Genomic DNA, 20,160 nt, shown 5'->3' on the forward strand with positions numbered 1-20,160 from the left:
ACCTGTCTGTCGGAGTGGCTGCGCCGGATATACGCGATGCGTATATTAATTTGCCCGCGATAGAAGTCAAGCAATTTCAAGATGCGCTTTGCCAAGCTGCGCGCGGCGCGGTTACACTGCGCTTCATGCTCTCCGGCCAACTTCTCCGACTCTGCCCGTCGACCGCGCTTCGTTCTGCCTTCGCAGACGCGGCGGCCGCACGCCGCGCGCGCCGCTCGCTCTCGAACGCGCCGCGCGTCGAGCAATGCAGCCTGGAGTTCAGCGCCAAAGCCAAAAAACAGCCGCTCATCTGACCGGAGCACGCTGTTCCGTCAGATGCGACGGAACAGCGGACCACGCGCTTCGGCGGTCCTTCCTGTCTTTCTCCTTCGCACGCTGCCGGAATCGATACGGTCGCTCATCGACGCAAGAGGAAAGACATGTCTATTTTTTCGGGTATCTGGATTCCGCTTATCACGCCTTTCGCCGACGGCGCGGTCGATCACGCCGCGTTGCGTGCGCTCGTGCGCCGCTATGCCGACGCGGATGTCGCGGGGATTGTGGCGCTCGGCACGACGGGCGAGCCAGCCGCGCTCGACGCTGCGGAACAGGACGCGGTGCTGGCGACCATTCTGGAAGCGGCGCACGATGCGCCGTTGCCGGTGGTCGTCGGCGTCTCGGGCAACAACACCGCGAGCATGCGCGAGCGCATTCAAGAGCTAAATTCGCTGCCGATCGCCGGCGTGCTGATGGCCGCGCCGTATTACGTGAGGCCGTCGCAGGCGGGCATCGTCAGTCATTTCATGGCGCTTGCCGATGCCAGCGACAAGCCGGTCGTGCTGTACGACATTCCCCAGCGCACCGGCGTGCGGCTTGAACTCGACACGTTGCTGACGCTCGCCGGGCATCCGCGGATCAAGGCGGTGAAGGATTGCGCCGGTTCCCTCGACACCACGCTCGCGCTGATTCGCGACGGCCGCTTGCAGGTGCTCGCGGGCGAGGATTTGCAGATGTTCAACACGCTGTGCATGGGCGGCAGCGGCGCGATTGCGGCGTCGGCGCATGTGCGCACGGAACGCTTCGTCGCGCTGTATCGCGCGCTCGCGGCTGGCGCGCTCGACGAAGCGCGGCGCATTTTTCACACACTCGTGCCGTTGATTCACGCGTTGTTCGCCGAACCGAATCCTGCGCCGGTGAAGGCATCGCTCGCGCTGCAAGGGCTGATCCGCGACGAAGTTCGCCTGCCGATGACGCGCGCGAGCGAAATCCTGGCGCAGCGTCTCGCCGCGTTAGAGCGCGCGTGAGCGGAGCGGCGAACCACGCGGCAAACCACGCGGCGAACTGCGCGGCGAGATGCGCCCCTAATATTTGAGATGCTGCTTTCGGCGATGAGGCGATAATCGGCGCCCTCTATCGATTATCGCCGCCGGCATCCGTCCGGCGGATGCCGCATGCAGTCAGTCGAGTTCGTCCGATTCGTGTTTGTCCTGAATGTGCCGCTCACGCGCCGTGCGCGGCGAGCTGCATGCCGCTCGCGCCGGGGAGCGTGCTGATGGCGTTCGTGTTTCGCGCGTGCGACCGGCTCTCCAGCGGTTCCGTGGGACTGATCACGCGCCGTTCGGCGACGGCGCTCGCGCTCGGCGCCGCGCTTGCCGCTGCGGTGCTCGCACTCGCGGCCGGCATTGCGATCGGCAAGTACTGGTCCGCGCGCGGCGTCTCCGGCATGCAAAGCGCGAACCGCATCGAGCGCGATTACGCAATCGACCAGCTCGGCAAGCTCAACGCGTCGGTCGCGCAGATCGAGCCGCGCATTGCGCGCCTCACTGCGCAAGTGGGTGCGTTGCGTGACTTCGAAACCCGTCTGAATACGCCGCGCCCAGCGCCGCTCGCGCCCGTTGCCTCGCCGGCCGCTTCGCCTGGCGCCTCGCCTGGCGCTTCTCCCACGCTGCCCGCGTCGAGCGGCGATTCATCGGCCACCGACAGCGAAGGCGAGGGCGGCCCTTCGTTGCCGCCACGACGCTGCATCGACGCGCCGCGATACCTCGGCGCGCGCCTCGACGCCGAGCGCACCGGCGAGCAACTCAATTGCATCGCCGCGACGCTCGGCGCGCTCGAGCAGCAGACGGCGGCACACGCGGTCGCGTACGCCGCGTTCCCCGGCCGCATGCCCGCCGACGGCGCGCGTTTCGGTTCGCCGTTCGGCAACCGCACCGATCCCTTCACACATCGGCTGAGTTTTCATCCGGGCCTCGATCTGGTCGCGAAAACAGGCACGCCGATTCTCGCTGCGGCGGGTGGCCGGGTGGTCTTCGCAGGCGAGAAGTCGGGTTATGGCAATGCGATCGAGATCGATCACGGCAACGGATTGATGACCCGTTACGGCCACGCGTCGCGGATCGTCGTGCATGTCGGCGACCTCGTGCTGCCGCGCCAATACATTGCCGATGTCGGCTCGACCGGACGCTCGACCGGCCCGCATCTGCATTTCGAAGTGCTGGTCAACGGCGCGCCCGTCGATCCCGCCGCTTACCTCGCGCTTTTCGCGCCTCCTTCTCATGGCTGACCGCTTTCTTTCCCGCGACGCAAGCCGTGTGGCGCATGGCGCTTATGCACTCGCGCCCGTACGCCCGCTGCGCGTTCGCATCGTCGTGTGGACGCTTGTCTGCGCGCTGAGCGCGCTGGCCGGCGCGGCCGCGGTGATCGCCGCCGACGCGTGGCGCGCCGGTCTGCCGCTCAGGCAATGCCTGCCGGTTCCCGTCGATAAAAGCGCCGAGGAGACCGAACTGGCTCGTGCGCGCCTCGCGTTGGCGCAGGAGTCGGCCGCGCGCGCGTCGGTGCAGAAAACGGCGGACAGCGCCGCTGCGGAAGTCGCGCGGCTCAACGACCAGTTGCAGTTCCTGCGCGGCCAGAGCAGGGCAGCGCCGCGACGCTAGGCGCGCCGCCGCGCGTGATTCGCGTCATCCATTTTTTTCCGGAGTCCGTATGTTCAGCAAGAAAAAAGCCGCAGGCATTCAGCAAACCAAGCTTGCCACCTTGATTGCACACGACGTGCGCATCGTCGGCGATCTTCAGTTCACCAACGGCCTGCGTCTCGACGGCCACGTGAAGGGCAATGTCAGCGGCGAGCCCGGTGGCCAGACGCTGCTCGTGCTGAGCGACCGCGGTTCGATCGAAGGCAACGTGCATGGCTACGACGTGGTGGTCAACGGCAAGATTGTCGGCGACGTGATAGCGGATCACTTCGTCGAGTTGCAGGCCAACGCGCATGTGACAGGCAACATTTACTATCAGCAATTGCGCATGGATTGCGGCGCGTCGGTGGACGGCAAGCTCACGCGGCGCGACGGAGGCAATGCGCCGACACCGCTCACGTCGATGCTCGACGCCGGACGCGAATCGAACTCGATGGCGCTCAACGAGGCGTAATGACGTGGTGCAATGAGGCGCTGAAATTCACACCGCGCCTGGCAGCGGGCAGCGTTGCGTGGGTTCGTCGGCGCCCGGCAGATAATCGTGAGCGGCATTCGAGCCCGTCATGCCCCGCATATTTCGCACGACGGCGAGCCGTTGACTGGCGCTGCGATCGAGCGTCGCGAGCATGTCGCGTTCGAGAATCAGCAGCTTGAACGCCAGCACCATGAGCCCGCTCGCGAGCAGCACGTCGCCCGCGAACACGACCGCGTAGACCGCCGACGTGGTCTGCGGATTACCGAGCAGCAACGCGAGATTCGCGCGGTCGAGCAGCACCAGCATGAGCGGCACGATCGCACTGAGCGTCGCGATGGCAGCGCCGATCGCGACGATGGTCCGCGCAAGACCGAGTTGCGGACGGCGTCGGCGGCACACCTCATAGAGCGTGGCGGCGCGATACGGCGCAAAGAACAGCGCGAGCAGAACGGCGCGCGGCAGCATGGGCAGCTTGAGCAACAACGCCCCGCCATACAACACGCAGAATGCGCCGATCACGACAATCGCGGTGCGCCACGAAACCGGGACACCGAACAGTTTGCGCGTGCCGGCCCAGAGCAGGATGCGGCTTTGCAGCGCGAGCGCCGCGGTTGCAAAGAGCAGCAGATCGGTACGCCATGTCAGATGCAACGCGAAGCATGCGGAAGCGGTCGCGAGCAGATAAAAAGCGGCGGCCCAGAAGCGGAACGCGCTCACTTGCGCGAACATCCGCGCAAGCACGGTAGCGATCAGTGCGCAGCACAGAAACGTGATTAGCCACAACGCGGTAAACGTCGCTACATCGAATCTCATGAAGTCTCCAGCACCTGTGCAGCTTTTATTGTTTATCGTCGGGTCGGGCTACGGCGGAATAACTTTTCTCGCGCATTTCACTCACATTTGGCGCGTGTCGAATCAGCAGGCGTCGGCGGTCATTGTCCGTCCTCGCAGCAGATCGCCGAAGGCTTCGCCGGTCAACGGCTTGCCGAGCAGGAAGCCTTGCATTTCATCGCAGCGCATCGCCTTTAGCATGTGCATTTGCGACTCGGTTTCGACGCCTTCCGCGACCACATCCATTTCCAGCGAATGCGCAAGCGCGATGATCGCCGAAACGATCGCGCTGCCTTCCGGGCCGTGCGCGTCGAGACCGTTCGTGAAGAAGCGGTCGATCTTCAGTTGCTTCACGCGAAAACGCTGCAGATACGCGAGGCTCGAATAACCGGTGCCGAAATCGTCGATGGCGATTTCAAAGCCGCTTGCCTGGAACTCGCGAAGCATGTCGATGGTGCGGGGCGCGTCCTGCATCGCGACCGTTTCGGTGATCTCGAACATGATCTGATCGCACTTCACGCCTTCCGTCTTCACGATCTCGAGCATGGTCGGCACGAGATCGGCCTGCAATAGCTGGCGCGGCGACAGATTAATGGCCACCTTGATCGGCGGCAGCCCTTGCGCGATCCAGCGCCTGATTTGCCGGCATGCCTCGCGCAATACCCAGTAGCCGATCTGCACGATCTGCCCCGAACGTTCGGCGATCGGAATAAATTCGAGCGGCGCAAGCGTGCCGAGTTGCGGATCGTGCAACCGGATCAGCGCTTCGGCGCCCGCGAGCGACTCGCTGCTGCCGTCGAATTTGGGCTGGAAATGCAGCGTGAAATGATGTTCGGCAAGCGCATCGCGCAACGCGTTTTGAATCTGCAGCGTGCGCATCGCCGCTTCGTTCATGCTTCGTTCGAAGAACCGATACGTGCTGCGCCCGGCGCGCTTCGCTTCGTACATCGCGGCGTCCGCGTGCTTGAGCAGCGTGTCGACGGTATCGCCGTCCTCGGGAAACAACGCGATGCCGATGCTCGGCATCACCTGCAGCGGCTGCGAATCGGCCCACGTATCGTGCCGCATGCGTTCGAGCACGCCTTCCGCGAGCGTGGCGGCGTCGTCGCGCGACGCCAGGTTCTCGGACAGCACGACGAATTCGTCGCCGCCTAGGCGCGCGACCGTATCGCCCGCGCGCACGCAAACGAGCAGACGCTGCGCGAACGCGGACAGCACCTGATCGCCGGCTGAGTGGCCGAGCGAATCGTTGATCGTCTTGAAGCCGTCGAGATCCATGAAGAGGATCGCGAACAGCGACCGTTGACGGCGCGCCGCATGAATCGCCCGCTCGATGCGCTCGGTCAGCGTGGCGCGGTTCGGCAGGCCCGTCAGCGTGTCGAGCGTGGCGAGGCGCACGATCTGTCCGTTGAGCTTCGACAACGCGCCGACGAGGAAACTCGTGCGCGCGTCGAAGCGCGACAGCAGCAACGTCACGACGAGAATCGCGAACGTGAAAAGAATCACCGACGTCGCGAGCCACGCGGCATTCACCCCGGCCGCCGCGCCGCAGATCGCGCCCGGCGCGAAGTCGGCGGCGGCCATCGCGGCGTAGTGCATGCCGCTGATCGCAATCGCCATCACGAGCGCCGCGCCGCAGCGTTTGCGCAGTACATACTGTTCGTCGTCGTTGCTGAGGGCGCGCGCCATCCACAGCGCCGCCGTGGACGCGCCGATCGCTATCGCGAGCGAGGCGGCGAACCACACGGGCCGATAGCTAATGGCGGGCGACATGCGCAACGCGGCCATGCCGCTATAGTGCATGCCGGCGATGCCGAGGCCCATGAACGCGCCGCCTCCCATCAGGCGCGCGACCGTCAGCCGCGCGCGCGTGGTCAGACAGAGCGCCAGATATGACGCGCCGATGGCGAGCGCGAGCGAATAAGCGGTCTCCGCGAAATCGTAGCCGAGCGGAATCGGTAGGGAAAACGCGAGCATGGCCACGAAGTGCATCGACCAGATGCCGACGCCGAGCGCCGCCGCGCCGCCCATACGCCAGACGTGCCGCAGCCGCGGCGACGCCAGCACGAAGATGCGGGCGGTCAGATCGAGTGCCGTGTACGACGAAAGCGTCGCCACGACAAACGACATTGCCACCAGCCAGGGATTGTATGAGCTCTGCATGTGAAGTCCAACCGCGATGGAAAAGCGGCTGAACTAGTTATCGACCATTCGGCGCGTTTATTTAATTAATTTTCAATATGTTAGCGATTGCCGCGCCTGGCCTTGCGCGTGCGCTGCCGGGCGCCGTCGCGCGTCGATACCTATGCCTTATCTGCGGTATGGCGGATGCCGGATGCCGGATGCCCGCTGCCCAGCGCTTTGCCGAATACAATGGCAGGCAACCCCACAACCGCCTCATTGATGACCGCCCCCAACCCTTCCGATCATTCCCAGCGTGCGGCGGCAGACGCTGCAACTGCATCGACTGAACGCCGTGGCACCGCGCGGCCGGTCGCCGACGCCGCTCCGCACGATTCGCGCGCTCGCAGCATCGCGCTCGCCGCGAGCCTCGCGCTGATCGCTTTTTCGCTGCGCACGCCGATCACGAGCGTCGGTCCGATACTGCTCGAAGCAGTGCGGGCGACGAACCTGTCGCGCACCGGCGCAAGCGTGCTGACCACGTTGCCGTCGTTATGCTTCGGTCTATTCGGCCCGCTTGCACCGATGCTCGTGCGGCGCCTCGGCAGCGAACGCGCGTTGCTGGCTTTGTTGATGCTGCTGACTATCGGCACCGCATTGCGTGTGGTTCCCGCATGGCAGGTGCTGTATGTCGGCCAGATCGTGGCCTGCTTTGCGATCGGTTTGATGAATGTGCTGATACCGGGCGTGGTCAAGCGCGACTTCCCGCATCACGTCGCGCTGATGACCGGAGTCTACAGCGCCGCGATGTGCGCGGGCGCCGCTGCGGCAGCCGCTACCACGGTGCCGGCGGCCAACGCCATCGCGCATCTATTCGACGGCGCGGGCGGCAACGCGTGGGCGTGGGCATTGGCGCTGTGGTCGTTGCCTGTGGCACTGGCTACGCTCGTGTGGGGCGTGAATCTGCCTGCCAAAGCCGTGCATGCGGGAAGACGCGTGCACGTCGTGCGCGGCTTGTGGCGCGATCCGCTCGCGTGGAAGGTCACGCTGTTCATGGGTTCGCAATCGTCGCTGGCGTATATCGTGTTCGGCTGGCTGCCGACGGTGCTTCGCACGCGCGGCATGAGCGCCGTCGATGCCGGGTTCATGCTCTCGCTGAGCGTCGTCACGCAGGCGGTGGCGTCGTTGCTGCTGCCGTTCCTGCTTGTGCGTCTGCGGGATCAGCGCGTGGTGAACGTGGCTGCGCTGCTGTTGACCGGCCTCGGTCTGATGGGCTGCTTCTTCGGGCCTTTCCCGATCATGTGGATGTTCGCGTTACTGCTCGGCATCGCTCAGGGCGCGTCGTTCACGCTTGCGCTGACCGTCATCGGATTGCGTTCGTACGACTCGCATGTCGCCGCGCAACTGTCGAGCATGGCGCAGGGAATCGGCTATCTGATAGCGTCATGCGGACCGTTCATCGCCGGATCGCTGTTGCATGCAACCGGCTCGCTGTACAGCCTGGCTGCGTTGTGCGCGGGCGTTTGCGTGGTGGCGGCGTGGTTCGGTTATGCAGCGGGACGGCCGGAGCATGTGAAGGTGCATGTCGAGTAAGCGGTAGATTGGGCGCGAGGGCGCGCAGCCGCGTGTTTATGTTGGATCACGCGTGTTTGACGCGGCGTCGTGACATCGCGCGCCGCGGCGAGCGAGCCGCTCCCGTTGCCGGCGGTATCGGCAACGAGAGCCACGGAGCACTTGAACCGCTGCCGGCGTCATGCTAAGCCGCCGGCAGCGGCCTCAGCCGCCGCGTCACATCGTCATGACGGATTCCGGCGCTTCCCACGTGTAGTCGAGTGCTTCGGCCACTTCCTTGCACGTCACCTTGCCAAGCGCGACGTTCAGGCCATTGCGCAGATGCGGGTTGTCCTGCAACGCCTTGCGCCATCCCTTGTCGGCGATCTGCAGCGCGAAAGGCAGCGTCGCGTTGTTCAGCGCGTAGGTCGAAGTGCGCGGCACACCGCCCGGCATGTTGGCGACGCAGTAGTGAACCACGTCGCCGACCATGTATGTCGGGTCCGCGTGCGTGGTCGGCCTCGCGGTCTCGCAGCAGCCGCCTTGATCGATGGCCACGTCGACGATTGCGGAGCCGGGCTGCATCGCTTCAACCATCGCCTTGGTCACGAGTTTCGGCGCGGCCGCGCCGGGGATCAGCACGCCGCCGATCACGAGATCGGCTTCGAGCACATGCTTTTCGACGTTGTCCTGATTCGAAAACACCGTCATGACGCGCGCGCCGAGCAGCCGGTCGATGCGCCGCAGCGCGTCGAGATTGCGGTCGATCACGACGACCTGCGCGCCCGTTCCCACCGCGATCTGCGCCGCATTCGAGCCGACCACGCCCGCGCCCAGAATCACGATTTTCGCCGACGGCACGCCCGCGACGCCGCCCAGCAGGATGCCCTTGCCGCCATGCGCGCGCTCGAGGCAATACGCGCCCGCCTGGATCGACATGCGGCCGGCGACTTCCGACATCGGCGCAAGGAGCGGCAAGCCGCCGGCGGCCTGCGTGACCGTTTCATAGGCGATGCAGACGGCCTTGCTCCTGATCAGATCGGCGCATTGTTGCGGGTCGGGCGCGAGGTGCAGGTACGTGAAAAGAATCTGGCCTTCGCGAAGCATGGCGCGCTCGCCGGCTTGCGGCTCCTTCACCTTGACGATCATCTCGGCCGCGGCGAATACATCTTCCGCGCGCGGGACGATCGTCGCGCCGGCTTTTTCATAGACGGCGTCCGACGCGCCGATGCCGCTTCCCGCGCCTTGCTCGACCGTGACGGTGTGACCGTGCGCCACCATTTCGCGGACCGACGACGGCGTCAGTCCCACCCGGTATTCGTGGTTCTTTATTTCCTTGGGTACGCCAACCAGCATGTCATCCTCCAGTTGCGGAACAGCCCGCTGAACGACTCGTTCGTGCACTGCGGCACGGGACGAGTAGGTCTCTTATATATAGAAGTGGAACCCAGCATACGCTTGATCGCAAAGCGTGGCTGCCCCGAGTTTTTGTAGGAGCCGTGCACGCAATTAGATCGAGAGCCGGAGCCGCGATCAGTTCGCCAGCGATCACAGCGGAGGTTGCAAGCTGATCGGACGCGGCACGTCCAACCGACGAACCGTGATGCAATGGCCGTGGCGTGATGTTGCCGGAAGTTGTCGATATGGCCACTGTCGCCTGATCGGCCGCGTCAGGATAATCGTCTCCATTCAAACACGCGAAGGAGCCAGACATGTCCGAAGTATCCGCCGTACCCGCCGCCGACAGCGCCGCTGCGTTCGCGCATTACAGCGCGTCGCTCGCCTTCGAAACCGATTGTGCCGATGTGCACTCGGCGATGGCACACGGCCCGAACGCCGCCGACTTCGTGTTGCTCGACGTCCGCAGTCCCGCGTTGTTCGCGCGCGGCCATGTGCCCGGCGCGGTGAATTTGCCGCACGGCAAGATCGTGGCGTCGAAGCTCGCCGGCTATCCGCCCGAGACGTTGTTCGTCACCTACTGCGCGGGCCCGCATTGCAACGGCGCGACGCGTGGTGCGATGCGGCTCGCGCAGCTCGGGCGTCCGGTCAAAGTCATGATCGGCGGCGTGACCGGCTGGCTCGACGAGGGCTTCGACCTGAATGCGGCCGCGGCCGCCTGAAAGCGCGCATTGAAGCAGCCGCGTTCGCGGGCGGAGCGGTAACATCACGCCATGCACAATCATCTTGTCGTCGCGCTGGCCTATGACCGGCTTTGCACCTTCGAATTCGGCTGCGTGACCGAACTGTTCGCGCTCGAACGCCCGGAACTCGGCGTGGACTGGTATCGCTTCGCGGTCTGCGCAGCGGAGCCCGGTCCGATCCGCGCGGCGGGCGGCATCACGATCGCCGCGCCGTACACGCTGAGGCTATTGGATCGCGCCGACACCATCGTGATACCCGGCTGGCGTCATGTGGATGAACTGCCGCCCGAGCCGTTGCTCAAGAAAATCCGCGCCGCGCATCGTCGCGGCGCGCGCCTCTGTTCGATCTGTTCTGGCGTGTTCGTTCTGGCCGCCGCGGGCGTGCTCGACGGCAAGACCGTCACGACGCACTGGCGTTATGCCGCGAAATTGCAGGAGCGCTATCCGCATCTGCGCGTGCAGCCGGACGCGCTCTATGTCGACGAGAAGCAGATCATCACGTCGGCGGGATCGGCGGCGGGGCTCGACATGTTGCTGCATCTCGTGCGGCGCGATCATGGCAGCGCGGTCGCGAACCGGGTCGCGCAGCGGCTCGTGGTCGCGCCGCATCGTGAGGGCGGCCAGGCGCAGTTCGTGCCGCGCCCGGTGCCGCACGACGAAAGCGGGCGCCTCACGCGGCTGATGGACTGGGTGCGCGGTCATCCCGCGTTGCCGCACACGCTGCGCTCGCTCGCCGAACGCGCGGCGATGAGTCCGCGCACGCTGCAGCGCCAGTTTCATGACGCGACGGGCATGGCGCCGTACGAATGGCTGGTGCGCGAGCGCGTGGCCATCGCGCGTGAGTTGCTCGAAGCGCAGGGCGCGCTGCCGATGGCGCGCGTCGCCGAACTCGCCGGCTTCGGCTCCGAGGAATCGTTGCGCCGGCACTTCAGGCGCATCGCGCTGACGAGTCCCGGAGCGTATCGTAAGAAGTTCGGCGCGCCGACGGCGTAGCTTGATGAGGACCACGCGCCACGCCGCTTGCAAGGAAACCAGATGATCGACATCGCAGAGACTATCGCGCGTTTTAACGCCGGGCGCGATCCCGAACGGCTGGCCATGAAATACAAGGCGATGTGTGCGTCGCCTTTCGTGTTTTTGCGCGGTACATGTCATCTGTTTTATGAGCGCCTGCCGCAACAGGCGTTACTCGACGATGCGCCGCCCGTCTGGATTTGCGGCGACATGCACCTCGAAAATTTCGGCAGCTACAAAGCGGATAACCGCCTCGTCTATTTCGACAACAACGACTTTGATGAAGCGTGCCTCGCGCCGAATCTGTACGAACTCGTGCGTTTGCTGACGAGCGTGCTGGTCGGCGCGGCCGACCTCAAGCTGAGCCGCGCGCAGGCGCTCGCGCTGTGTCATACGGCCGTGCACGCATATGGCGCGGCGCTCGCGCTCGGCAAGGCGCGCTGGGTCGAACGCGAGACATCGTCCGGCATGGTGCGCGATCTGTTCGATGGATTGGCGAGCCGCACGCGCGCCGCGCATCTGGACCGCCGCACGACGCTCAAGGGCAAGACGCGCACGCTCAAGGTGGACGGCAAGAAAGCGCTGCCCGTGAGCGATGAGCGACGTGCCGCAATCACGCAGTTCATGCTGCAGTTCGCTGCGGGCGAGACCGATCCGGGCTTTTATCGCGTGCTCGACGTTGCACGCCGGATCGCGGGTACAGGAAGCCTCGGCGTGGACCGTTATGTGATTCTCGTCGAAGGCAAGGGCTCGCCGGACGGCAACTATCTGATCGACCTGAAAGAAGCGCTGCCTTCTTCAGTCGTACCGCATATGCGCACGCCGCAGCCCGCATGGCGAAGCGAGGCGGAGCGCGTCGTCGAGATTCAGCGGCGCAATCAGGCGGTATCGCAGGCGTTTCTGCACGCGGTCGATTTCAATCGGCGCTCGTACGTGCTGCGCAGTTTGCAGCCTTCGGAAGACCGCGTCGCGTTGAAGGACTGGGACGGCAAGCTGCCGAGGCTGGAGGGCGTCGTCGTCAGCATGGCCGAACTGAGCGCATGGGCGCATTTGCGCAGCGGCGGGCGGCAGAAGTCGTCAATCGCGGATGAGTTGATCGCGTTCGGCAATCGCACCGACTGGCAGGCGCCGGTGATCGAACTCGCGACGCAATGCGCGGCGCAAGTCGCGGCGGACTGGAAAGCGTATTGCGAGGCTTACGATCGCGGCGCGTTCAAAGGGTAGTGCGGCGGAAACGTTTGCGGTTTCAAACAAACGCTTGCCCGCTCATCAGCCCATGCCATGTTCGTCGCTTTTTATGCCCTATTTCAGGGCCTAAAATGCGCCGCTACCTGACAATGGTGTAATAGTCGGCAACAGTGATTTGCTGTTTTCCCTCATTTAATTCACCGGCTTATCGCGTAGACTTGTACTAACAAAAAATGGTTACGGGGTGCGAGATGTTGGCCGTTTTCTTCATCGCCTGTCCAATCTGCATTGCGGCGCTTTTCGGTTTCGCGCGGCATGTCGATCCGCGGACAGGTCACTTCAAGCGTTGATTTTCAACGTCGCGGGTTCGAGCAAAGCCGGCAAGTGAGTTCCGTTGCCGGCCGGGTTAGCCATTAGCTGTTTTCTACCAGCTATTAGCATTAGCCGTTGGCAATTTGTCCACGGGCCTTGCTTTCCAGTGCCGGGTCGCGGCACGATGCGCGATAACCTGGCTCTGGGGCGGCATCGCGTATGCGAGATTTTCTGGCGAATTGGACGGCGCGCGCGGGCATGCTCAAGGGCGTGCTTCCATTGAACCGCGCGGCGGCGATGCGCGACACGCTCGCGGGCGTCCAGCTTGCGTCGATGGATATTCCTCAAGTGCTCGGCTATGCGCGCATTGCCGGCATGCCTGCCGTTACCGGGCTTTACACCGTCTTTCTGCCGCTTATCGCGTTCGCGTTCTTCGGCGCGTCGCGGCAACTCGTCGTCGCCGCCGATTCCGCTACCGCCACCATCTTCGCAAGCCGCCTCGCGACCATGGCGCCTGTTTCGAGCGCGGAATACGCGTCGCTCGCCGCGATGGTCGCATTGCTGACCGCCGCGCTCCTGTTCGTCGCGCGCATTTTCCGGCTCGGCTTTCTCGCCGATTTCCTGTCGCGCACGGTGCTGGTCGGCTTTCTGGCGGGCGTCGGCGTGCAAGTCGGCATTGCGATGCTGGGCGATATGCTCGGCTTGCCCGGTCACGCGTCGCGCAGCGTGGATCAACTGGTTCTAGTCGTGCGCGAGTGGGGGCAACTGAACAGGCCGACGCTGGCCGTTTCGGTGCTGGTCGTCGCGTCCGTGCTGTTTTTCAAACGCGTGCGGCCGCGCGTGCCGATGCCGTTGATCGCCGTCGTCGGGGGAATCGTCGCGAGCGATGTGTACGGTTTCGCCGCGCACGGCATTGCAGTGCTCGGTCCGGTCGCGGGCGGGCTGCCGCCGCTTCGCATGCCGTCTGTGACATGGCAACAGACGCTCGATCTCGTGCCGGTCGCCGCTTCCTGCTTCGTGATGATCGTCGCGCAAAGCGCGGCGGCGAGCCGCGTATTTGCCGAGCGGCATCATCAGGTGGCCGACACCAACGCGGATCTTTTGGGCATCGCGGCGGCCAACGCAGCCGCAGCATTTTCAGGCGCGTTCGTCGTGAACGGCAGCCCGACGCAGACGGCGATGGCCGATCGCGCCGGCACGCGCAGCCAGTTCGCGCAGATCGTGTTCGCGGCGGTGGTCGTCGTGGTGCTGCTGTTTTTCAGCCGCTTTTTGCAGTATTTGCCGCGCTGCATTCTGGCCAGCATCGTATTCACGATCGCCGTCGGACTCGTGGATCTCAAGACGCTGTTTGCGATTCGCCGCGAAAGTCCGGGCGAATTCGCGCTCGCGGTGTTCACGGCTGCGGCCGTCGTGCTGATCGGCGTCGAGCACGGCATTCTGATTGCGGTCGCCGTGTCGCTGCTGCGGCACGTGCGCCACAGCTACCGTCCGCATACGATGATTCTCGAGCCCGGCGACGACGGCATGTGGGTGCCGGTTCCCGCCGTTCCCGGCAGACAGACCGCGCCGGGGCTGATCGTTTATCGCTTCGGCGCCGACCTGTTCTATGCGAACGACCACTTTTTCGTCGACGATACGCGACGCCTGATCGACCATGCGCCGACGAAGGTGCGCTGGTTCGTGATCGATGCAAGCGCAATTACCGACCTCGATTATTCGGCGGCGCGCTCGGTCGGCGAGCTATGCACTGCGTTAAAGCGTAGCGGCATCCACGTGATTTTTGCGCGCGTGAACCGCTATTTGCGCTCCGACATGGATCGGCACGGCATCACGCCGATCGTCGACGCAAGCTGCATTTTCGGCACCTTGCATGAAGCGCTGCGCGCGGCAGGCGTTGAAGAGCCCGCCGACAAATAACGCGCCTCAGCTTTTCGACGTCAGCAGTTTGAAGCCTGCAATGCCGAACATGATCGCGAGCGAGCCGTCGAGCCAGCGCCGGATCGCCAGATACACGCGCCGCGCGGATGCCGTCGAAAACAGCAGCGCATAGCTGCTGAACACCGACACGCCGATAGCCATGCAGCCGAGCACGACCGGCGCGGTATGCGCGCCGCCCGTCGGCGACATCGCGAGCGAAACGATCGACATCCACACGAGAATCGCTTTCGGATTGGTGAGATGCAGCAACAGGCCGCGCAGATAGAGCCGCTTGAGCGGTTCGTTCTGTCGCGCGTCGCCAGCGGGCAACGTAGCGGGCGCCAACGCGGAGCGCGCCGACTTGAAGCCGAGCCAAAGCAGATAGACGCCGCCCGCAATCTTGATCGCGACGAGGCATTCCGAATAGGTGGCGAGCAACGCCGACAAACCGAGCGACGCCAGCAGCGCCCAGAAGAACGATCCGGACACCACGCCGAGCGCAAACGTGAGCGCCGAACGGCGGCCCGCGCTCATCGCAAGCGACATGATCGCGAGATTGCTCGGACCGGGGCTTGCCGTGCCGACGAAGTACGCGCTGTAGGCGATCAGGACATCGGCGGTGAGGAAAGCGGTGGGCGTCATCAGTTAAGACTCGCGGGCGGCCAGAGGAATCACGATTTTGCGCGCTGCTGCATCGACCGCACAGATACAGTTGATGAAGCGCTGATCGGCACAATTGCGCGCGAGCCGCGCAGCGTTGTTATCCCTGCGCCGCGGTCCCGATGCAATCGGCGAGTGCATCCGCCACCGCTTGCCGGCTATGCCGCGGACGCTGCACGAGCCCGATCTCGCGATGAAACGTCGCGTCCTCGAGCGACAACGCGGCGACGCCCGCAGGCCACTTGCCGAGGCCCGCCGTGTCGGGAATCAGCGCGATGCCGATGCCGCGCGCGACCATCTGCGCGATCGCCTGCAACTCGTCCAGTTCCAGCACGTCGTGCACGTTCAGCCGCGAACGCCGCAGAAAACGGTCGACGAGCCGCCCGCCGAACGAACTGCGGTCGTAGCGGATAAACGGTTCGCTCTTGAGCAGTTCGCGCCACCCGCGCTTGCCGCGCGCGAGCGCTTTGGGCACGAGCAGCACAAACGGCTCGGTGACGAGCGTGCGCCATTCGAGTTCCGAAGGCAGCGCAAACGGCGGCTTGATGATGACGGCGAGATCCAGTTCGCCCGAGTCCACCTGGCCGAGCAGATTCAGCGATACGCCGGGCACGACACGAATGCGCCAGCCCGGACGGTCGTCGCGAAAACGCGCGAGCGCGTCCGCGAGAAACGACACTTGCGCCGATGCAATCGCGCCCACGCGCAGCATGCCGCTCTCCGCCGCGACCGCGCCGCGTTCGGAAAGCCGCGCATAGAGCGCGATGATTTCCTCGGCGAGCGTGAGCGTTTCGCGGCCCGCGTCGTTGAGTATCGCGGAGCGGCCCGTGCGGTCGAACAGAGCAAACCCGAGTTCCTCTTCGAGCCGCTGCATCTGCGCGCTGACAGCCGACTGCGTGAGCCCGATCCGCGCGCCCGCGGCGGAAAACGTGCCGTACTGGCTAACGGCGATCAAGGTTCTAAGTTCAGCAAGCATGTCTCGACTGATCGATCCTGGTGATGGTCAGCTCAAATATATATCGTTTCCGATCACTTTTGCTTGTGGTTAAACTTGACGGGTCAATCTCCATCGTCCATCGCATCATCTACAGCGAGTTCCACATCATGAGCGTTACGCACACCACCTTGCCGCCGTTCCATCTGGCGTTTCCCGTCCATAGCATCGCCGCCGCCCGCGAGTTCTATGGCGAATTGCTGGGTTGCCCCGAAGGCCGCAGCTCGGATCAATGGGTCGATTTCAATTTCTACGGGCACCAGATCGTCGCGCATCTCGCGCCGGAAGAAGCGGGACATCGCCAGACGAGCAAGGTCGACGGCGACGCGGTGCCGGTGCGTCACTTCGGCGCCGTGCTTTCGATGGAGCAATGGCAGGCCGCCGCGGACAAGCTGCAAGCGGCGGGCATCGACTTCATCATCGAGCCGCATGTGCGCTTCAAGGGCGAAGTCGGCGAACAGGCCACGATGTTCTTCCTCGATCCGTCGGGCAATGCGCTCGAATTCAAGGCGTTCGCCGATATGTCGTCGCTGTTCGCCAAGTAGAGCAGTAGAGCGCGCGAGTAAAAACAGGAAGAGCGCGTAGGCAAACTGAAATATAAGTGCGGCCTGATTTTGCAAAAGGGCCGCCCGTCAACGCTTTTTCCTTACGATAAGCTTCCTGACAATTCCGCCATTTTGGCGCCATGCAGGTGTTGGTCCAGGCGATCTAGCATAAGCGCCAGTTCGCCCACCTCCCGCTGCTCAGCCGCAGTGACCTGCACTTCTTCAGGCGCGTTTCATGTGGATTGTCAACGTTGCGCTTAAGCGGCCATACACGTTCATCGTGATGGCCATTCTGATTGTGCTGGCGACGCCTTTTGTGCTGTTCACCACGCCGGTCGACGTGCTGCCGGAAATCAACATCCCGGTCGTCAGCATCATCTGGACATACAACGGCTTGTCCGCGGAGGACATGGCGCACCGCATCGCCTCGGTGAACGAGCGCAGTCTCACGACGACCGTCAACGACATCGAGCATATCGAGTCGAATTCGCTCGCGGGCATCACGATCCTCAAGGTGTTTCTGCAGCCGAATGCGAACATCCAGACCGCCATCGCGCAGACCGTGGCCGTCGAGCAGGCGCAGCTCAAGCAGATGCCGCCGGGCGCGACGCCGCCGCTCGTGATCAGCTACTCGGCGTCCAGCATTCCGGTGATTCAACTCGGCCTGTCGAGCACGAAGCTCTCCGAGCAGCAACTCAACGATACCGCGCTGAACTTCCTGCGGCCGCAACTCGTGACGATTCCCGGCGCGGCCGTGCCTTATCCGTATGGCGGCAAATCGCGGCTGATTTCCGTCGACCTCAATACGCGCGCGTTGCTCGCCAAAGGTCTGACGCCGCTCGATGTGGTCAGCGCGTTCAACGCGCAAAACCTGATTCTGCCGACAGGCACGGCAAAGATCGGACCGAAGGAATACACGATCAACATGAACGGCTCGCCGTCGACGCTGGAAGGTCTCAACGACATTCCGGTGCGCACGGTGAACGGCGCGACGACTTATCTGCGAGAAGTCGCTCACGTGCGCGACGGTTTCTCGCCGCAAACGAATATCGTGCGGCAAGACGGTCATCGCGGCGTGCTGATTTCGGTGCTGAAAAACGGCAGTGCGTCGACGCTGTCGATCGTCAATACGTTGCACGGTTTACTGCCGGCGGCGCGCGCGGCATTGCCGCCGGACCTGAACATCACGGCGCTGTTCGACCAGTCGGTATTCGTGAAGGCGGCGGTGCAGGGCGTGGTGCACGAAGCGGTGGTGGCCGCCGCGCTCACGGCCGCGATGATTCTCTTGTTCCTCGGCAACTGGCGCAGCACCTGCATCATCGCGATTTCGATTCCTCTGTCGATTCTCTCGTCGCTGATCGCACTGCATGCGCTCGGGCAGACCATCAACATCATGACGCTTGGCGGCCTCGCGCTCGCGGTGGGCATTCTCGTCGACGATGCGACGGTGACGATCGAAAATATCGAACGGCATCTGCATATGGGCACCAATCTGCACGATGCGATTCTCGAAGGCGCCGGCGAAATCGCGATTCCCGCGCTCGTCTCGACGCTGTGCATCTGCATCGTGTTCGTGCCGATGTTCTTTCTCACCGGCGTGGCGCGCTACCTGTTCGTGCCGCTCGCGGAAGCCGTTGTATTCGCGATGCTGGCGTCGTACATTCTGTCGCGCACGCTGGTGCCGACGCTTGCGATGCTGCTGATGGGCCACGCGCACAAACCGAAAGCCGCTGCAAAACCCGGTCTTTTTCAGCGCATTTACCGGCGTTTCGACAACGGCTTCGAGCGCATGCGCGCCGCGTACATTGTGATTCTCAGCAGCCTGCTCGTGCGCCGCCGCCGCTTCGGCAGCATATTTCTCGGCTTCTGCGTGGTCTCGATGGGACTCGCATTCGTGCTCGGCGAAGACTTTTTCCCGAGCGTCGACGCGGGCAATATCCGCCTGCATATGCGCGCGCCGACCGGCACGCGCATCGAGGAAACCGCGCGTCTTGCCGACGAAGTCGAGAAGGTGATCCGCGAAGTGGTGCCCGCGAACGAACTCGGCACCATCCTCGATAATCTTGGTCTGCCGTATAGCGGCATCAATCTTTCATACAGCAATGCAGGCACGATCGGCACGCTCGACGGCGAAATCCAGATCGCGTTGAAGGAAGGCCACGAGCCGACGCAGGTCTACGTGGACAAACTGCGCGCGATGCTGCCGCAGCGTTTTCCGGGCGTCGAGTTTTTCTTCCAGCCCGCCGACATCGTCACGCAGATTCTCAACTTCGGCTTGCCCGCGGCCGTCGACGTGCAGATTGCCGGCGCGGACCAGCAAGGCAATTTCGACGTCGCGCGCAAGCTGTTGAAAGAAGTGCGCCTGATTCCCGGCACGGTGGACACGCACATTCAGCAAAAGCTCGACGAACCCGCGATCAACCTGCAAATGGACCGCACGCGTTTGCAGCAGCTCAATCTCACCGCGAGCAATGTCGCGCAAAACCTGCTGGTTTCGCTATCGGGAAGCTCGCAGACGTCGCCGGGCTTCTGGTACAACGACCGCAACGGCGTCGAGTACAACGTGGCGGTGCAAACGCCGCAGTACCGCATTTCTTCCATCGACGATCTGTTGCGCACGCCGGTCTCGGCATCGTCGACAGGGCCGACGCAACTGCTCGGCAATCTGGTGCGCGTATCGCCGCAAAACCAGTTCGCGGTCGTCACGCATTACAACATCCGGCCCGTGATCGACCTCTATGTGAGCGTCGACAAGCGCGACCTGGGCAGCGTCGCGAATCAGGTCGACAAGCTCGTCGAGAAAGCGCGCGCGACGCTGCCGCGCGGCAGTCAGATCACCGTGCGCGGCCAGGTACAAACGATGCGCACTTCGTACCTGGGTCTCGGCCTCGGCGTGGCGATGGCGATCGTGCTCGTCTATCTGCTGATCGTGGTGAATTTCCAGTCGTGGGTCGATCCGCTCATCATCGTGAGCGCTTTGCCCGCGGCGCTGGCCGGCATCGTATGGATGCTGTTTCTGACGGGCACGCATCTGAGTGTGCCGGCGCTGACCGGTGCGATCATGACGATGGGCGTCGCCACCGCCAACAGTATTCTGATGGTCGCGTTCGCGCGTCAGCGCCTGTCCGCCGGCGCGCCGCCGCTGACCGCCGCGCTCGAAGCGGGAGCGAGCCGCATTCGTCCGGTGCTGATGACGGCGTTCGCGATGATCATCGGCATGATTCCGATGGCGCTCGGTCTCGGCGAAGGCGCCGAGCAGAACGCGCCGCTCGGCCGCGCGGTGATCGGCGGATTGCTGTTTGCAACGGTGTCCACGCTGTTTTTCGTGCCGCTCGTGTTCGCGGGCATACATACGCGCCTCGCGCGTCGTCATCGCAACGATCATGAAGACGACGGCAACAGCGCAGGCGAAAGCGGTAGTGCCGGCGAGCCGGCCTAAAGCCTGAGCGTGAACAGCGAA

The 20,160-nt window shown here is 64.1% G+C and carries 17 protein-coding genes; 12 read left to right on the plus strand and 5 right to left on the minus strand.

Annotated elements, in window-relative coordinates:
• The first annotated feature begins 14 nt into the window (after positions 1–14).
• The 5 genes from CUJ91_RS19995 (at position 15) to CUJ91_RS20015 (ending at position 3,405) form a co-directional block, all read left to right on the plus strand.
• Complete coding sequence (locus CUJ91_RS19995; protein WP_053859507.1) at positions 15–293, plus strand: hypothetical protein; 279 nt, start codon at positions 15–17, stop codon at positions 291–293.
• A gap of 126 nt (positions 294–419) precedes the next feature.
• A complete protein-coding gene (gene dapA, locus CUJ91_RS20000; RefSeq protein WP_114156934.1) occupies positions 420–1,283 on the plus strand; it encodes a 4-hydroxy-tetrahydrodipicolinate synthase in 864 nt (287 codons plus the stop codon).
• Between the two features lie 248 nt (positions 1,284–1,531).
• Complete coding sequence (locus CUJ91_RS20005; RefSeq protein ID WP_114158004.1) at positions 1,532–2,542, plus strand: M23 family metallopeptidase; 1,011 nt, start codon at positions 1,532–1,534, stop codon at positions 2,540–2,542.
• A complete protein-coding gene (locus CUJ91_RS20010; RefSeq protein ID WP_006049284.1) occupies positions 2,535–2,912 on the plus strand; it encodes a hypothetical protein in 378 nt (125 codons plus the stop codon). Before CUJ91_RS20005 ends, CUJ91_RS20010 begins: the two co-directional genes overlap by 8 nt.
• Positions 2,913–2,961: 49 nt before the next feature.
• Positions 2,962–3,405: a bactofilin family protein gene (locus CUJ91_RS20015; RefSeq protein WP_006049285.1), complete on the plus strand. Its 444-nt coding sequence runs from the start codon at positions 2,962–2,964 to the stop codon at positions 3,403–3,405.
• Between the two features lie 27 nt (positions 3,406–3,432).
• Here CUJ91_RS20015 and CUJ91_RS20020 read toward each other — a convergent pair whose 3' ends face one another.
• Both CUJ91_RS20020 and CUJ91_RS20025 read right to left on the minus strand, forming a co-directional pair.
• Positions 3,433–4,239, minus strand: coding sequence for a hypothetical protein (locus CUJ91_RS20020; RefSeq protein ID WP_114156935.1), 807 nt, complete (start codon positions 4,237–4,239; stop codon positions 3,433–3,435).
• 102 nt (positions 4,240–4,341) lie between these two features.
• Positions 4,342–6,420: a putative bifunctional diguanylate cyclase/phosphodiesterase gene (locus CUJ91_RS20025; RefSeq protein ID WP_114156936.1), complete on the minus strand. Its 2,079-nt coding sequence runs from the start codon at positions 6,418–6,420 to the stop codon at positions 4,342–4,344.
• Between the two features lie 240 nt (positions 6,421–6,660).
• Here CUJ91_RS20025 and CUJ91_RS20030 point away from each other — a divergent pair, with 240 nt between their 5' ends.
• Complete coding sequence (locus CUJ91_RS20030) at positions 6,661–7,971, plus strand: MFS transporter (protein WP_044020996.1); 1,311 nt, start codon at positions 6,661–6,663, stop codon at positions 7,969–7,971.
• 195 nt (positions 7,972–8,166) lie between these two features.
• Here CUJ91_RS20030 and ald read toward each other — a convergent pair whose 3' ends face one another.
• Positions 8,167–9,285 (minus strand): alanine dehydrogenase, encoded by a 1,119-nt coding sequence (gene ald, locus CUJ91_RS20035; protein WP_114156937.1) that lies wholly within the window; start codon positions 9,283–9,285, stop codon positions 8,167–8,169.
• A gap of 356 nt (positions 9,286–9,641) precedes the next feature.
• Here ald and CUJ91_RS20040 point away from each other — a divergent pair, with 356 nt between their 5' ends.
• The 4 genes from CUJ91_RS20040 to CUJ91_RS20055 all read left to right on the plus strand — a co-directional run bounded on the left by CUJ91_RS20040 (position 9,642) and on the right by CUJ91_RS20055 (position 14,501).
• Positions 9,642–10,049 (plus strand): rhodanese-like domain-containing protein, encoded by a 408-nt coding sequence (locus tag CUJ91_RS20040; RefSeq protein ID WP_114156938.1) that lies wholly within the window; start codon positions 9,642–9,644, stop codon positions 10,047–10,049.
• Between the two features lie 51 nt (positions 10,050–10,100).
• Positions 10,101–11,063 carry a transcriptional regulator FtrA gene (gene ftrA, locus CUJ91_RS20045; protein ID WP_006049291.1) on the plus strand — a complete coding sequence of 321 codons (963 nt, stop codon included), beginning with the start codon at positions 10,101–10,103 and terminating at the stop codon, positions 11,061–11,063.
• A 42-nt stretch (positions 11,064–11,105) separates the two neighbouring features.
• The gene (locus tag CUJ91_RS20050) at positions 11,106–12,308 is read left to right on the plus strand and encodes a DUF2252 domain-containing protein (protein ID WP_114156939.1); all 1,203 of its coding nucleotides are present in this window, start codon (positions 11,106–11,108) and stop codon (positions 12,306–12,308) included.
• A 495-nt stretch (positions 12,309–12,803) separates the two neighbouring features.
• Positions 12,804–14,501 (plus strand): SulP family inorganic anion transporter, encoded by a 1,698-nt coding sequence (locus CUJ91_RS20055; protein WP_114156940.1) that lies wholly within the window; start codon positions 12,804–12,806, stop codon positions 14,499–14,501.
• A 6-nt stretch (positions 14,502–14,507) separates the two neighbouring features.
• Here CUJ91_RS20055 and CUJ91_RS20060 read toward each other — a convergent pair whose 3' ends face one another.
• On the minus strand, positions 14,508–15,143 hold the full coding sequence (locus CUJ91_RS20060) for a LysE family translocator (RefSeq protein WP_053859498.1): 636 nt from the start codon (positions 15,141–15,143) through the stop codon (positions 14,508–14,510).
• Positions 15,144–15,261: 118 nt separating this feature from the next.
• A complete protein-coding gene (locus CUJ91_RS20065; protein WP_114156941.1) occupies positions 15,262–16,137 on the minus strand; it encodes a LysR family transcriptional regulator in 876 nt (291 codons plus the stop codon).
• A 128-nt stretch (positions 16,138–16,265) separates the two neighbouring features.
• On the opposite strand from CUJ91_RS20065, the gene CUJ91_RS20070 reads away from it, so the two are divergent.
• Positions 16,266–16,700, plus strand: a complete 435-nt coding sequence (locus tag CUJ91_RS20070; protein ID WP_029966336.1) for a VOC family protein — start codon at positions 16,266–16,268, stop codon at positions 16,698–16,700.
• A gap of 235 nt (positions 16,701–16,935) precedes the next feature.
• Entirely contained in the window at positions 16,936–20,139 is a 3,204-nt protein-coding gene (locus CUJ91_RS20075; protein WP_006049297.1) for an efflux RND transporter permease subunit, read from the plus strand.
• The last annotated feature ends 21 nt before the right edge of the window (positions 20,140–20,160 follow it).

The sequence above is a fragment of the Paraburkholderia graminis genome (assembly GCF_003330785.1).
Classification (GTDB): Bacteria; Pseudomonadota; Gammaproteobacteria; order Burkholderiales; family Burkholderiaceae; genus Paraburkholderia; species Paraburkholderia graminis.

What these genes read in the sequence shown, in the direction of transcription:
- dapA (WP_114156934.1), top strand. Translation starts at nt 420, where the DNA reads ATGTCTATTTTTTCGGGTATCTGGATTCCGCTTATCACGCCTTTCGCC.
- CUJ91_RS20005 (WP_114158004.1), top strand. Translation starts at nt 1,532, where the DNA reads ATGGCGTTCGTGTTTCGCGCGTGCGACCGGCTCTCCAGCGGTTCCGTG.
- CUJ91_RS20010 (WP_006049284.1), top strand. Translation starts at nt 2,535, where the DNA reads ATGGCTGACCGCTTTCTTTCCCGCGACGCAAGCCGTGTGGCGCATGGC.
- CUJ91_RS20015 (WP_006049285.1), top strand. Translation starts at nt 2,962, where the DNA reads ATGTTCAGCAAGAAAAAAGCCGCAGGCATTCAGCAAACCAAGCTTGCC.
- CUJ91_RS20020 (WP_114156935.1), bottom strand. Translation starts at nt 4,239, where the DNA reads ATGAGATTCGATGTAGCGACGTTTACCGCGTTGTGGCTAATCACGTTT.
- CUJ91_RS20025 (WP_114156936.1), bottom strand. Translation starts at nt 6,420, where the DNA reads ATGCAGAGCTCATACAATCCCTGGCTGGTGGCAATGTCGTTTGTCGTG.
- CUJ91_RS20030 (WP_044020996.1), top strand. Translation starts at nt 6,661, where the DNA reads ATGACCGCCCCCAACCCTTCCGATCATTCCCAGCGTGCGGCGGCAGAC.
- ald (WP_114156937.1), bottom strand. Translation starts at nt 9,285, where the DNA reads ATGCTGGTTGGCGTACCCAAGGAAATAAAGAACCACGAATACCGGGTG.
- CUJ91_RS20040 (WP_114156938.1), top strand. Translation starts at nt 9,642, where the DNA reads ATGTCCGAAGTATCCGCCGTACCCGCCGCCGACAGCGCCGCTGCGTTC.
- ftrA (WP_006049291.1), top strand. Translation starts at nt 10,101, where the DNA reads ATGCACAATCATCTTGTCGTCGCGCTGGCCTATGACCGGCTTTGCACC.
- CUJ91_RS20050 (WP_114156939.1), top strand. Translation starts at nt 11,106, where the DNA reads ATGATCGACATCGCAGAGACTATCGCGCGTTTTAACGCCGGGCGCGAT.
- CUJ91_RS20055 (WP_114156940.1), top strand. Translation starts at nt 12,804, where the DNA reads ATGCGAGATTTTCTGGCGAATTGGACGGCGCGCGCGGGCATGCTCAAG.
- CUJ91_RS20060 (WP_053859498.1), bottom strand. Translation starts at nt 15,143, where the DNA reads ATGACGCCCACCGCTTTCCTCACCGCCGATGTCCTGATCGCCTACAGC.
- CUJ91_RS20065 (WP_114156941.1), bottom strand. Translation starts at nt 16,137, where the DNA reads ATGCTTGCTGAACTTAGAACCTTGATCGCCGTTAGCCAGTACGGCACG.
- CUJ91_RS20070 (WP_029966336.1), top strand. Translation starts at nt 16,266, where the DNA reads ATGAGCGTTACGCACACCACCTTGCCGCCGTTCCATCTGGCGTTTCCC.
- CUJ91_RS20075 (WP_006049297.1), top strand. Translation starts at nt 16,936, where the DNA reads ATGTGGATTGTCAACGTTGCGCTTAAGCGGCCATACACGTTCATCGTG.